This window comes from Maribacter cobaltidurans, from assembly GCF_002269385.1.
Lineage (GTDB): Bacteria > Bacteroidota > Bacteroidia > Flavobacteriales > Flavobacteriaceae > Maribacter > Maribacter cobaltidurans.
In genome coordinates this window covers 133,354-147,617 of record NZ_CP022957.1, presented here as the reverse complement: position 1 = coordinate 147,617, position 14,264 = coordinate 133,354, and the positions used below count along the sequence as shown (strand labels likewise).

11 protein-coding genes are annotated in these 14,264 nt (G+C 33.1%); all 11 read right to left on the bottom strand.

What is annotated here, in order from left to right:
• Positions 1–109: 109 nt before the first annotated feature.
• The 11 genes from wecC to CJ263_RS00555 all read right to left on the bottom strand — a co-directional run bounded on the left by wecC (position 110) and on the right by CJ263_RS00555 (position 14,111).
• On the bottom strand, positions 110–1,321 hold the full coding sequence (wecC, locus tag CJ263_RS00605) for a UDP-N-acetyl-D-mannosamine dehydrogenase (protein WP_094995485.1): 1,212 nt from the start codon (positions 1,319–1,321) through the stop codon (positions 110–112).
• Entirely contained in the window at positions 1,321–2,442 is a 1,122-nt protein-coding gene (wecB, locus tag CJ263_RS00600; RefSeq protein WP_094995484.1) for a non-hydrolyzing UDP-N-acetylglucosamine 2-epimerase, read from the bottom strand. The genes wecC and wecB overlap by 1 nt, the downstream gene beginning before the upstream one ends.
• Before the next feature lie 36 nt (positions 2,443–2,478).
• The gene (locus CJ263_RS00595; RefSeq protein ID WP_094995483.1) at positions 2,479–3,720 is read right to left on the bottom strand and encodes a glycosyltransferase family 4 protein; all 1,242 of its coding nucleotides are present in this window, start codon (positions 3,718–3,720) and stop codon (positions 2,479–2,481) included.
• A 138-nt stretch (positions 3,721–3,858) separates the two neighbouring features.
• On the bottom strand, positions 3,859–4,956 hold the full coding sequence (locus CJ263_RS00590) for a glycosyltransferase family 4 protein (RefSeq protein WP_158657043.1): 1,098 nt from the start codon (positions 4,954–4,956) through the stop codon (positions 3,859–3,861).
• 178 nt (positions 4,957–5,134) lie between these two features.
• On the bottom strand, positions 5,135–6,352 hold the full coding sequence (locus CJ263_RS00585) for a glycosyltransferase (protein WP_094995481.1): 1,218 nt from the start codon (positions 6,350–6,352) through the stop codon (positions 5,135–5,137).
• 3 nt (positions 6,353–6,355) lie between these two features.
• Complete coding sequence (locus CJ263_RS00580; RefSeq protein WP_094995480.1) at positions 6,356–6,874, bottom strand: acyltransferase; 519 nt, start codon at positions 6,872–6,874, stop codon at positions 6,356–6,358.
• Positions 6,875–6,915: 41 nt separating this feature from the next.
• Entirely contained in the window at positions 6,916–8,364 is a 1,449-nt protein-coding gene (locus CJ263_RS00575; protein WP_094995479.1) for a lipopolysaccharide biosynthesis protein, read from the bottom strand.
• 8 nt (positions 8,365–8,372) lie between these two features.
• Positions 8,373–8,996 (bottom strand): O-antigen ligase family protein, encoded by a 624-nt coding sequence (locus CJ263_RS20850; protein WP_158657042.1) that lies wholly within the window; start codon positions 8,994–8,996, stop codon positions 8,373–8,375.
• A gap of 901 nt (positions 8,997–9,897) precedes the next feature.
• Complete coding sequence (locus CJ263_RS00565) at positions 9,898–11,388, bottom strand: Ig-like domain-containing protein (protein WP_094995477.1); 1,491 nt, start codon at positions 11,386–11,388, stop codon at positions 9,898–9,900.
• A gap of 412 nt (positions 11,389–11,800) precedes the next feature.
• The gene (locus CJ263_RS00560) at positions 11,801–12,862 is read right to left on the bottom strand and encodes a peptidoglycan bridge formation glycyltransferase FemA/FemB family protein (protein ID WP_158657041.1); all 1,062 of its coding nucleotides are present in this window, start codon (positions 12,860–12,862) and stop codon (positions 11,801–11,803) included.
• A gap of 67 nt (positions 12,863–12,929) precedes the next feature.
• Positions 12,930–14,111, bottom strand: coding sequence for an acyl-CoA dehydrogenase family protein (locus tag CJ263_RS00555; RefSeq protein ID WP_094995475.1), 1,182 nt, complete (start codon positions 14,109–14,111; stop codon positions 12,930–12,932).
• Between the last annotated feature and the right edge of the window lie 153 nt (positions 14,112–14,264).

The window sequence follows — 14,264 nt, the reverse complement described above, 5'->3', positions numbered from 1 at the left end:
TTATTCGGGTTTTATCCTACGTATTTTCCATCAATTTTATTGAGTTACAGGTGTTACGAATAAAAATGTCTTAGTGATTCGTAATTTTCAAAGTCAAGGTGACTAAAACTTATTTATTAATTCCACAGAAATCTAAAGTTTTTTTGTTTTTTGCAAACTTTAATGATTTGAATTCTTTATGAGCTACTAGAAACACAACAATGTCTGCTTTTTTATATGCTTCTTTATAATCTGTTATTTTGAAAACATTATGTTCTTTAATGTTTGGTTCAACGATATAGTACTCTTCATTATTTGAATTTTGTAATATTCTTTGAACGATATATTTGGCTGGGGATTCCCTTAAATCGTCGATATCAGGTTTAAATGCAAGACCCATTAAAGCAATTTTAGGCTTATGCCCATATTTTAGCTCAAATTCCAATTTGGCATTTTGTACTTTTTCGGCACACCAAAAAGACTTATAATTGTTTACCTCTCTAGCTGTTCCTATTATTTTGGACTCCATTGGATAATCCGATACTATAAAATAAGGGTCAACAGCTATACAATGTCCTCCTACACCGCAACCGGGGCGCAGTATATTCACTCTAGGGTGTTTATTGGCAAGGCTGATGAGTTCCCAAACATCTATGTCTGCTTTGTCACAAATGAGTGATAACTCATTGGCGAATGCAATTTGAACATCTCTTGAAGAATTTTCTACCAGTTTACACATCTCTGCCGTACGGGCGTTGGTTTTATGCAGATTACCTTTTACATATTTGGCATAGAAGGATACGGCCTTTTCAGTAGACATTTCATCAACACCTCCTATTACACGGTCATTATGAACTAATTCATACATAACATTGCCCGGCAATACACGTTCTGGACAATACGCAATATGTAGTTTGTTTTTTAACTCTGGTCTACGGTCATAAATGAGTTCCATCATTTTTTCTGTAGTTCCAACAGGGGAAGTAGATTCAATAATATATAAATCTCCCTTTTTTAATAGAGGTATGATTGCCTCTGTGGCGGATTGAACAAAAGAAATGTCGGGTTCATTTTTTGCTTTAAAGGGTGTAGGTACAACTATTAAATAGGTGTTAGCAACTGTTGGTTTTAGCGAAGCACTTAAATAACCGTTTTCTACGGCCTTTTTAACGGTTTTGTCCAAGGAGGGCTCAACAATATGTATATTGCCTTTGTTGATAGTATCTACTACATGAGGATTTATGTCTACACCTAGTACTTTGGTTTTGCCTTCGGCAATCAGTGCAGCAGTAGGTAGTCCTATATACCCAAGGCCAATCATTATAACTTCTGGATTGTTCATTAATTAAGATTTTTTATGAATTCTACAATTCTTTTAGAAGAATTACCATCACCGTAAGGATTGTGTAATTTACTCATAGATTGATATCTTTCTTCATTTTGTAATAAGTTACTTGTTTCATTTACAATGGTTTCCGTTTCTGTGCCAACCAGTATCACTGTACCTGCTTTTACTGCTTCTGGCCTTTCGGTTGTATCCCTCATTACTAGTACGGGTTTTCCTAAACTGGGCGCCTCTTCCTGTACGCCACCACTATCCGTAATAACAAGTTTACATTGATTCATCAACCAAACAAATGCGGGATATGCTAAAGGGGAAATTAGCTTAATATTCTCTTTGTCGCCTAATATATCATAAACTGGTTTTTGAACATTAGGATTTAAATGAACTGGATATATTATTTGGATATCGTCAAATTTTTCACCTATCTGCTTAAGTGCATTACAAATATTAATAAATCCTTGACCATGATTTTCTCTTCTATGTCCAGTGACTAGGATAATCCTTTTAGAAAAATCCAAACTAGATTTTAAGGTTTCAATTTCAGAATCTCGTTTTGTTTCCAAAATAGAAACACTTTGCATTAGCGCATCGATAACAGTATTTCCTGTAATTAAAATATTTTTTAAATTAATCCCTTCAGCCAATAAATTATCTTGTGAGGTATGAGTAGGTGCAAAGTGGTAATCTGCAATATGGCCAGTAATAGTACGATTAATTTCTTCAGGGAAGGGAGATAGTTTGTTAAACGTTCTTAAACCAGCTTCAACATGACAAACTTTCGCCCCTGAATAAAAAGCAGCTATACTTGATCCCATGGTCGTTGTAGTATCTCCATGCACATAAACATAATCTGGCTTGAATTCTTCTAATATGGGCTGTAAGCCTGTTATTATATCAGCCGTAAGACTATATAAATTTTGTCCAGGTTTCATTAAATTTAAGTCGTAGTCTGGTTTTATATTAAAAAATTCCAGTACTTGATCTAACATCTCCCTATGCTGTGCGGTAACACAAACCTTGGTTTCAAAATTAAGGTTGTTATAAAATTCTTTCACCAACGGTGCCATTTTTATGGCTTCTGGTCTTGTTCCAAATATGATTAGATTTTTTTTAAGCATTTATATATAGAAATTGGAATATTGTTGAGAGATATTTTAATTTTTTTTCGCTAGATTGATTATTTCACTTAGATATTGCTGGGCGAGTTCGGTTCGATCGAAACGGGATTTTGCATATTTATACCCATTTTCACCTTGTTCTTTTATATTATATTCCCCTTTTATGAATTTGCGAACTTTTTCAGCAATATCGTCTGAATTTTCTGGCTCTACATATACACCGCAGTTTGCATCTTCAATGAGTTGTCTCGAAATACCGTCTATAGCCAGTAATATAGGTTTCTTACAAGACATATAATCAAAGGTTTTATTGGAATAAATTGTTTTGAAAGTATCCACTTTTTTAAGCACGGAGGCTCCAACATCGGAAGCTAGAATATATTTAAATGCGGTTTCTTTATCTACAAAACCAACAAATCGAATGTTTTTTAACCCACGAGAATCCGTCTCTCTTATTAAATCCGGTTTGGTCATTCCATCTCCTATTAGTTGAAATAAAACATTGGTGTTTTGTAATTTTTCAGCGGCTTCGATTATCTGAATTAAGTGATTGGCGATTCCATGAGCTCCAATATAAGTTATAACAAATTTATCTTGGATACCTTCCGATTTTCTAAATTTTTCAGGATCAAAATCTTTGGCCACTTTTTCTGCTAGAGAGAAATCTGCAGCATTCGGTATGTATATAATTTTCTCCTCAGGAATTCCTTTTTTTATCAGTTTTTCTTTAAATGCTGGTGTTAGAACGTTTATTAATTTGGCTTTCTTATATATTGATTTTTCAAACCAAAAAGAAAATTTAATCAATAGTGGATTACTTATCACACCTGTATCTATTGCAGATTCAGGCCATAAATCTCTTACTTCAAATATTAGAGGTATTCTTTTGAATGTAGAAAGTATATATGCAGTAATTCCCAAGAACAAGGGCGGGGATGTAACGATTATAACATCATATTTGCCTTTAAGCTTAAATAATCCGACCCAAGTACTTTTCAAGACGAAAGAAAAATAAGCTATTATCCTACGTTTAAAATTTTGATTGGAATCTTTGGGAAGTCTACATCTATGAACATCTGTGTTTTTGTAAAAATCATTTTCGTGATAAAAGTTTTTTCCTTGGTACTTATCAATATCGTCTTGGTTTAATTCATGCATGCCGGCAATTACGGTAACGGTGTGTCCTTTATCCGCCCAAATTTTCGTCATTTCATTAAAACGGGCTCCTCCACCTTGATTTTTACCTAAAAAATATTGGTGCACTAAAAGAATTTTCATTGTAATAATTTTGTTCTTATCATAACTGATTTAATTTCAAAATCGTATGAATTGATTGTTTTTATTTGAATATTTGGATTGTAAGTTGCAAAAGGGGTCAGGATAATTTAAAATGTAATTTAAAGTAGGATACCTAAATTATCCATTTTTTGATCCATTATATAATTCAAAATATAATTGAGCAATATTGTTCCATGAGAAATTATTAAAATTGATTTTATTCAATTCATATTGATCATAACTTTCGACAATTTCATTCAGGCCTTCTGCAATGGACTTCACCGAAAATGGGTTAGTTGATTTCCCAATATTTTCCTTAAAAGTTCCATCTATACCTTGATTTTTAGTGTATAATATGGGAAGTCCTTGAGAAAGTGCTTCCAAATACACCAAACCAAAAGTTTCAACTTTTGAGGTCATAGCAAAAATATGGTTTGACCGATAAATTTCCATTAATTGGCTTTTATCATAAATGGGACCCAAGAACTTTATGCTATCACCATACTTTTCAGAATATTCAATTATTTTTTTTTCTTGGATTCCACCAGAACCAATTAAGGTAAGTTGTAAGTTTTTATTACTAGGATTTAAACTTAAAAAGGCCTTGATTAATGATATTACATTTTTGTTATAATCAAATTTACCAATGTAGAGAATTTTGTGAGGTCTTAATTTTTTTTGTGGATTTATATTACTGACCCATATATCATCAATTCCATTTGGTAGCACTTTACTTTTTTTCTTTAGACAGTATTTTTCTTCTATTTTTAAAATAAACGGATGAGCAAAAAAGTTTCTTTCAATAGAGTTACTTACAAAAACCAGTTTAGAAGCATTTACAAGTATTTCCTTGGCAAGCGGGTATAAATCAAATCTGTATCTTAAAAATAAATCAATATCTGTACTCCTTATGGCTACTATAAATGGGGTGCCGTATTTTTTATAAATTTTGAGTGCAATTGCTCCATCACTAAATAATGTCGTTGCATGAACCAGTTCAAGATGATTCGGATTTGTCTTTGAAATTAAATCTGTAAATAAAAAGTTAATTTTTTTTGAAAAAAAAAACTTATGAAACCATTTTAGGGGTTCTGAGGTAATTAAAGTATTGCCCCATCTCTGTTTAAAGGTTTGAATTTTCTCAAATGTATGTTTTCTTTGAGGATAATAAATATGTTGTATTACATTTTTACCCTTTAATGAAAGATAAAGGTTTTCATGAACCTTACTACCCACAAAATCGTTACAAATATGTAAACACTTCATATTAATACGTGATATGATTATGGCTCAAATTTAGGCTTATTGGATTTACGAAAAAAGAATATAACACAATGATAACTTTGATTTCGTAAACACTTTTATACTTAGGTACTTAAATAATTGAAATATTCAATTTAAACTATTTTTTATTTTACGTGCTGTAGAATAATTCTATTAGTTTTTTATAGTTTTTATTCGCATTGTAATCCAGTTCCCAAGTTTCTCTAGCCTTACTTCTTTTTTGAATATAATTGGACGTTTTTATTTTATAAATAAACTTTACAATTTCTTTGCTATCAAATTCTTTTGGTACAATCTTGCCATTTTTGTTATTTACAATTTCAGCAGTAGCACCAACATCTGTGGCAAAGCATGGGATTCCAAATGAGAGAGCCTCCATTATACTTACTGGAACTCCTTCCGTTGTACTAACATTTATAAAAGCATCGACACTATTTTTTTTATAAAAATTTAAGACTGTTTGGTTTAGAACTCTACCTTTAAAGATGGGTGTAATATTACTACTTAACTTTTTGGCTTTAATTTTAATCTCCTTTAACAATGGACCATCCCCAAAATGTACCCATTCAACATTGATATCTTTAATCTGATCTAGAGCCTCTAATATTAAATGGACTCTTTTCAGGGGTATGACGTTAGAACAGGACACAATACAAATGGTACTTTTTTTTTCATTAATAGGCCCCAACCCATAGTCATAAGTACCTAGGCGATTAACTACCACGTTTATTCCTTTATTGTATTTAATAATAGTTTCGCGAACTTTTTCTGAAATAGCAAGATAAGTAGCGTTACTCTTAAATAATTTATTAAAAAGCGGAATATAACCCCGGTTTCGCTCGAAATTTATTTCACCGCCATGAATACGAATAAAGGTATTTGGATGATTGAATCTTGAGGCATAAATGCTTTTTGACCCTCCCCAATAAAAATAGAGAATATCGTTAGGTTTAATATTATTCTTAATGAACTTAAAATGTTTAGACTTATAAAATGCACGGTCTATAAGAAATGAAAAAAACCACCTTTTAAGTTTTGAACCATAATGCCCCTTATCAGATTTAAAAAGATTGACCAAATCAAAAATATGATTTTTTGAAGGCGAACGTTTGAATAAAAATTTAAGTATTCTTTTATAGTGTTTCTTATCTAACGAAGCACTTTTATAAACTACATTAGGAGGGACTTCTCGAACAAAAAAGTCCTTAGAAGGATAATTTAATGGGAACAGATATATTTTATTAAAATAAGGAGCAAGGAAAACCACCTCGTTTTCTAAAAAAGTTTCTGTTTTTCCATACGGGTAATTTGTATTTATAATATATAGGTCTTTTTTCTTATTTTTCATTAATCATTTTCTTTTGCGAATAAGTTTAGCCGGATTTCCTCCATATATTCCATAATCCTCCAAATCTTTTGTGACAACACTTCCCGCCGCAATAATGACACCATCTCCTATTTTTTTTCCTGGGGTTATAATGACTCTGCCACCAATCCAAACATCGTTTCCAATTATAGTTTGTCTTTGAGGTTCATGTCCCTGAAAACACATAGGTGTATTCACATCAGAGAAATCATGATTCGCATGGTAGATAATACAATCCGGTCCCATCATGACGTAATTTCCAATAATTGTATTGTCGGGTATTGCTGCATTAATGCCTATTCCTGAATAATTTCCGATTACAATGTTCTCCCCGCGTCCAAAACGAGCTCCTTTTTCAATATTTATATGGTCTCCACATTTGGCAAACATTTTCCGAGCACAAAAGTTTCGTAAAAATTTACCAAAAGGTCCAATGACAAAAAATGTTGATTTTGGTAAATGAATAGCAACTGCTTTATAGAAAAAAAAGGCAATTTGTTTCATATGCAATCAGGGTCTTATTTATTTTCTTGATCTTGTTTAGTTTAAGACTTGCTTATTGAACTTAGAAATTTTATAATTTTAGTTCGTATCTCTAGATATATCTCTTGTTTCAAAATTTCATTAATTAAAATAAAAACTAATAGTCCTGATACGACTTGTAATAATAGCATATAAAAAAGAGAAATCTTTAAAAGACTAATTGAAAATATAACTAAAAATGTTAAAGTTGCGATTAAGATTGCAGGTATAGTATCTTTAAGCTGTTCCAAATATGAATAGTTAATGATTTTTTTAGTATAAAAACTATTTATGAATAATTCGACTATTGAAAAAAACACAAGTCCATATAACATTGCCTCTATACTGATAAATGCACTAATTACTATAAGAGGAATTAGAATAATTTTTTTTATGACCTCCAATTTGAGCTGTAAATTGGAGTAACCTTTTATCAACAAGAGGTTCAAGTGTAATATATGTAATGGGTAAAGCATACCTGATACACAAAGAATTTGTAAATAATAGATTGAGGTCTCCCATTTATTACCAATAAGAAGAAGAATTAAAGGTTTAGCCAATCCCGCAATACTGAGCATTACCGGAAAATTTATAAAAACACTAAATTTCAAAAATTTAATAAATCCTGATTTTAATTTTCCTTTGTCATTCTGAAAGGTTGATAATATTGGAAAACTAATTTTTCCAATCGATCTGGTAATATTTCCGGAAATTGGACCTTGAAATTGTTCAGCCCGAGTGTAATAACCTAAAGAGGAAGGCGAAAAAAACTTACCGATAATTACATAATAAATATTTTTGTAAATCGTGTTTATTAATCCTGATAATAATACTTTATAACCATAATCAAAAAGATTTAGAAAACTTTGTTTTGAAAACTGAAATCCTGGCCACCATTGATTATAGTACCATAGTAATATTGCGTTTATTAAAGGTTTTAATATAATTAAAGACAATAGGCTCCACACACCATAGTTATTATAGGCCAAAAAGATGGCAACTACACCACTTAAAATTGAAGATACAACCGAAATGAGTGCTAAAAGTTTAAAATTCAAATCTCTAGTTAAAATGGTACGGTGAATAATGGTGAATGCATTTATAATCATAATCAATCCGGCATACTTAAATATTCTTGATAGTATGGGGATTTCAAAAAAGTGGGCTAGATAATCGGAAGTGAAGAATAGTAAAAAATATAGCGCAACACCTAAAATAAGATTGGTATAAAAAACTGTATTGAAGTCAACATTATTAGCATCCAATTTTCTAAGTAGAGCAGTTCCTAAACCACCTTCTATAATGGAATTTGAAACTGCTAAAAAAGCAGTAATAATTCCAATAATCCCAAAATCTTCTGGCGTTAGAATTCTTGCCAAGATCACACCAACTATAAACACTACACCTTGACTAAAGAGCATTTCAAAAAAAGTCCAACTAAATCCATTTACCGCTTTTACCTTTAATGACATTCTTTATTCTAATTGATGTTTAATCCTTTTCTATTAAAATATGTAGTGCATCTTTTTTGAAGACTTATTATCAGAAAAAAGTACATCATAGAAAATGGAAATTTATAAAATACATAGGCATTATTATAAAGCAAAAAGATTATAAAAAAAGTCAGATAAAATTTAAAAAAAGGGTTTTCAGGGTCATTTCGATAATTGCGAAAACTTTGAAGGGTTGGGATTAAATAGAGAATTAAAAGTAAAATACCACCCACAATACCTTGCTCTGCTAATATTTCGGTATAGGAATTATGGGTAAACAGCCCATACTTACTGTACAAGGGAAATTGTCCGAGGCCTACTCCAATGATTGGGTTTTCACTAAACACTTCTAATCCTTCCTTTACTAGTAATTCCCGAGGGTCCTTTTTAGTGTCTGTTTGCGATACTCTTTGTTGAATTCTTGATCCCTGATAAATATTAATAAATTGTAGTGCAAATAAAACTAAAGCTAAACCAATTAAAAATTTCCGTCCTAGGCTTTTTAGTTTTGATAGTTTCTTGGGTTTATTAATAAAAAGCCAGAAGCTTAGATTAATTAGGATTACCAATAATAATCCCGCTCTTGATTGGGTGGTAAAAGTAATCACCATAAATAGAATTGGGAGCGTTATTAGCAAGGTAAGAAGAAATTTACTACCTTTTTTAAGGTATAGATAAATTAAAGAGAAATTTGCAAAGACACAATAGTAAGAATAGGCGTTGGCATTCAGCATAAAACGATCTCTGAAGTCCACGGCCGAAGCAAAATTCAATCCAATATTCCCATTCTTAATCATTATGGAAAATAGAACCAATACTGAAGAAATATACCCTATATGAAAGTAAGTGCTATAATTTGTGTTTTTGGTAAAGCCAAGTGCGATGTAGGCCGAAACTATGGCTCCAAAAAAGGAACTTAGGGATCTACTATATTCATCATAACCTAAATAATAAAAAACTGTGGTGAAGGACAAAAAGAAAATTAATAAAAAAACTAAAAACTCCCTTTTATTAGCGGTTATATCCTTTACATCGTAAAAAAAAGCGATTAAAGCCAACGATGGCAGAAGCCCCATGGTTACCAACTGCTGTAATTTAAAATACGGCCCTAAGGCAATAAGGAATAATATTGTTAAGATTATTATAAACCCGATTAAGGTGTTAGGTTTAGTCGCCTGACTCATTTCTGAATAAATAAATTTAAAATTGTTAAGCTAAAAATTAACAATGCTACAATTTTAATTATCACAATCATAAAATAACGTTATTATAAAAAAATTATTTCCAAAGTATAAGCACTTAATAGTTGTTAACCGAAAATAGATACCTTTTTATAAATGAAATCTACTACTCTCATTTGGATTTTATGCGAGCATGTAAAGTTCATCCAATACTTTGTAAAGTTAGATGATAATCGGATAATCTAAATAATTAATCGATAGTATCCATAAAAAATGTAATAAAAAAAGCCCAAGTTAAATTGGACTTTTTCAATACATTTTAATTTTTATTTTAATATTCAGGATAAAATAATTTTTGCTCAAGAAAAGCCTGATTATAAGCCATATTTGCTAGGCGAATTTTTTGATAGTAAAAATAGGGGGGTAAAAGCTCTGCATTTTCTAGCTTGTTTTGCAATTCTTGCGAGAATCTACCTAATTGCACCCATCCTTGATCCCATAAGGCGGATCCGGAACCACTGCCATCTATGTAGTAGGTGGATTCATCCCAACTATTAGACACAAAAATTAATTCATCAAAGGTGTTAATTAGGGCATCCATATCATCCAAGGTCCAATAATCGTTCATTTCAGCCCCTAAAACCATAAGCTCAACTTCGGCGTTGGCATGACTTATATCATTTGATCCGGTCATAACACCCCATGCTCCATTCCATACATAGCCTTTCTTTCCGGAAAGATTTACTTCCCTTAACTGTTTTCTCATCGATTCGCCTTTGAATTCACCCTCTAAAAAACCAGAGCTCCATCCAATGTAATATTTCCTGTATTTTTCGTCGCCAGTTATTTTATTCAGAAACCACGCTATTTGGGCCCAGTGGCTAGCCATGTGTGTTCTACTTCTATAAATATGCCCCAGGCCTCTATCAATCCATTTATTCCAAATATTTGTTTGAAACCAAGATAACATATTTTCAAAATTTTCTTGATTATTATTCCTTTCCAAATAGGAAGGGCTTTTTGATAAAACATATAACATTCTGGCAACGGTACGCATAGCCCGAGATTCATTGAGCGATATTTCTCCAGTATTCTCTTGACACTGTTTTGTAACTCCGTCACCATCACAAATCCATGTTAAATATGAATCATTGAAAGATTGTGTGTAATTGGAGTTGTAAACATTTTTTGCCACTATTGCATTATCCATTCTGTTCTTAAAAAGCTTCATTGCAAAATCCATATAAGAATCTTCACCAGTGACTTGAAACATATAGACATAAGGTGATACATCCAAATAATACAAGTCCCCTAAGTTATTAGATAGGGATAAAGACAGCTGATATTGATCATCCAAGACCTGTTCATCAAATAATTTTTTCCACTTTTGGACCTTTGCACTTATACTTGTAGGCGTTCTGTGAACGTCATCATTGCTGACTGTAACTGTCCCTTCTTCCTCTGTGGTTGTACCATCTTCCTGTACTTCTTCTGCGGTATAGGTAAAAGTATCCGTAAACTCCTGCGTTTCCGTTACTTCTGTTTTGGGGCTATAAGTTAAGGTATTGTCGGAATTGATGACCACATTCCCATTTTCAGGGAGTGAGGTTTCGGTGATGGTTACGCCTTGCGGATTGTTGAACCTGTCATTATTTAGTACATCTAGGATAATGCTGTTTGAATTGGTAACGTAAAATTGGTCATTCACCACATATTTTTGGAGGGCAAGGCTTTTCTCATTATTGATAACGTAATCGGAAAGTAGGTCGGCATCTTTACTGCAGGATTGAAAGATAAAAAGTAAACATAGAATTGCAGCCATGCGTGTAGGGTTTTGTAGGTATCGCATCATGGGTAAAATTAATTAATCAAGATTTAGGGATTTAAGAATACTTTTATTATTTAAACTAACGATGAAATAACGGTTTTATTCGATGAATTGTTATTAAACATCTTCAATATTACGAGTATGGATTACTTTTTGGATCAAAAAAAAAATGGTTTTCGATAAAAAGTAGTTTTTTTTAACATTTATTTCGGAAATAAAAGAATATTCGAAATAGCCAAAACCGATTTTAAAATTACTCAGGTATAGCCAGAATTAATTTTCACTTGGCAGATGTACTTTTTTTAAGACTTACTGTATGTTTCAAAGAAAAACGAGCTATTATTTTTAATGGATAATAGCTCGTTTTTTAATAAGATGTGTATTTAAAAAGGTGATATGAAATTTTCTATGTCATATTAAAAATTGAAGAATATGGTGCTCGATAGGCAGGAAAAAAAGTTACTTCTTTAATATCAACTTCCGAATGCCCATCCAAATGTTTTTGGCATAAATCATTGTAAACCTTGTCATTCACAATGTATTTCCAAAGTTTAAAATCCTTAAATGCTTTGGAAAACCCACTTTTAAAACGAAATAAGGAGTCCTCATTGCTTCCGCCCCGTCCACCACCAAGATTCATGAACTCATACCCTTCTTCGGAGGCTATAAGTCGCATCTCATCGATTATGAGTTTAATAGGGTTAAGCTCAAAAAAGTCCTCATGAAGTCCAGATAAATGATATTGTACCATATTATCCTTTTTAACAAAAATCGCCCCTGCAATTATTTGTTGGCTTTCGTTGTCCCTGCAGACCATTAAACAGGGGGTATAATCTTTACTGGCCATGAGGGCATCAAAATAGGGCTTATCAAAGAAATAACTCTCTGTGGCGTCAACCCGTTTCATGTTTTCGTGATAAAGATGGATAAAGGCATCCAATTCTTCCTCAGTGGTCCCCATGGATACCGTACATACTTTACGAGCTTTATTTAAATAAGTTTTCAACCGGCGATTAAAACCAGCCCGCTGCACATCTATTGGTAAGGATAAATCCAAATAAACAACCATGCCCTGATCCGATATACTTCCCAATCCTTGCAATAGTTCATCTTGATACTCCATAAAGGGATGTAACCTCGAGAAAACAGAAACAATCTGGTTGTCCTCAAAAAAATTGTGAAGGGTTTTCTGAAACGATTCCCGATCAAAGTCTTTAGCAGATATGTTGGTCAAAACGCCCGCATACCCATAAACAGATATCGCATCTTTATACGCTGTGCCTTCTATATTTCTTAAAAGTAAGGGTAGGAGCAGTACTCCTTCCTCCGTAGAATACTTTATAAGGATGGGCTCCTCTTCTTGGTTTTTGGAAAAATGATGGTAATCGTAGGAAAAATAAAAATCTGTATGTTCGATGGTGTTCAATGCCCCGACCCAATCTTCTTTATCCTTTAGTATTTCAATCATATCGATTTTTAAAATTTTGATATTTTTTTTAAAATCCAACTACCAAATAAGGTTTATAAGGGTTTATTTAGATTCCAAACATGGCCGCAGTGGGTTTAAGACCTGCATAGGCCATACCGGCTTGGTTCATCCAATGCGGTTGTACGATGCCATGTTGAAGTACACCATGAATGTCACGATGTATACGTTCCATCCTAAATTTGGTATATAAAGAGGATGTTCCCGCAACGGCGAATAATTCAGTAATCATTGCCCTGGAAGCGGAGGCCGCTTCACAGGATGCCGACCAGATATCTGCCAAAAGTTCATCGGAAAAAGACTCACCATTTACAGATGCCTTCCAAAGCGCATCTACCGCACGGTGTAATTCTGCCCTATGAGATTTCAAAATGGTATTTCCCTTTGCCAAGGCGGCCTGCACCGCTGGTCTATCCCTTAAATCTGGATTCTTGCCAGGAGTTACACGTTCAAGGCACATTTGAGTAAGTTCGTCCAGTGCACCGCGTAATAGGCCTAGGGACATAGCGCCGTTCCCAGAAGCATTGATACATCCAATAGGTAATCTACTATATGGTGTTTTTAAAGGTACATCATCTTCAAAACCAACGGCTAAATTTTCCGGCACAAAGGTTTCTTCCACTTCAATATCATGACTACCGGTTCCCCTCAATCCACCTACACTCCAGGTGTCTATAATCTTTACCTGTTTTTTAGGTAGAAAAACGAGTTTTAAGACCGCACCGGGACCTAGGGTTGCCGGATTTTCATCCGAGGTAACCAAACAACGCAAAACAAACCAATCTGCTAATTCGCATCCGGATACCAAAGTCCAACGTCCAGAAACCATATAGCCCCCTGCCACTTTTTTGGCAAATCCTTCCGGTCTGGTAGAATTGGCATAGACATGCATAGGGTCGCCATATACCTTTTTCATGTCCTCCTTATTCAAATATCTACCAAAAGTACAGGCCAAATGATTATTCCAAGTGATCCAAGCCACCGATGCTTCAGCACTGCTTAAGAGCTCATATACATTTAATGTTTCTACCGGATTGTCTTCGATACCACCCAAGAATTTAGGAAGGGCCATTCGAAAAAGTCCCTGCTCGGCCAGTTTTTCAACAATAGGGCTAGCAAGCTTTCTGGATTTTTCGGTTTCTTCCCTAAGATCTAGGGCAATTGGATATACCTTTTCTGCGGCTGCTAAGGGTTTGGTTGAGGTTCTAGGTAAGGTGGAAGTGTTGTTCATTTTTGAAGTATAATTTTTTATTAATGCGAATACTTTTAGAAATACGAATTAAAGTTATAAAAACAATATTTTTTTATTAAGCATTTACCGAATTTCAATTGTTAAAGATAAAACCATAACGGCCTATGATAGCTAATATTGGTTTAAATGTCA

Excerpts from the sequence above, each read along its gene's own strand:
- CJ263_RS00580 (WP_094995480.1), bottom strand. The coding sequence starts at position 6,874 with ATGAAACAAATTGCCTTTTTTTTCTATAAAGCAGTTGCTATTCATTTA.
- wecC (WP_094995485.1), bottom strand. The coding sequence starts at position 1,321 with ATGAACAATCCAGAAGTTATAATGATTGGCCTTGGGTATATAGGACTA.
- CJ263_RS00555 (WP_094995475.1), bottom strand. The coding sequence starts at position 14,111 with ATGAACAACACTTCCACCTTACCTAGAACCTCAACCAAACCCTTAGCA.
- CJ263_RS00560 (WP_158657041.1), bottom strand. The coding sequence starts at position 12,862 with ATGATTGAAATACTAAAGGATAAAGAAGATTGGGTCGGGGCATTGAAC.
- CJ263_RS20850 (WP_158657042.1), bottom strand. The coding sequence starts at position 8,996 with ATGGTGATTACTTTTACCACCCAATCAAGAGCGGGATTATTATTGGTA.
- CJ263_RS00595 (WP_094995483.1), bottom strand. The coding sequence starts at position 3,720 with ATGAAAATTCTTTTAGTGCACCAATATTTTTTAGGTAAAAATCAAGGT.
- CJ263_RS00565 (WP_094995477.1), bottom strand. The coding sequence starts at position 11,388 with ATGGCTGCAATTCTATGTTTACTTTTTATCTTTCAATCCTGCAGTAAA.
- CJ263_RS00575 (WP_094995479.1), bottom strand. The coding sequence starts at position 8,364 with ATGTCATTAAAGGTAAAAGCGGTAAATGGATTTAGTTGGACTTTTTTT.
- CJ263_RS00585 (WP_094995481.1), bottom strand. The coding sequence starts at position 6,352 with ATGAAAAATAAGAAAAAAGACCTATATATTATAAATACAAATTACCCG.
- wecB (WP_094995484.1), bottom strand. The coding sequence starts at position 2,442 with ATGCTTAAAAAAAATCTAATCATATTTGGAACAAGACCAGAAGCCATA.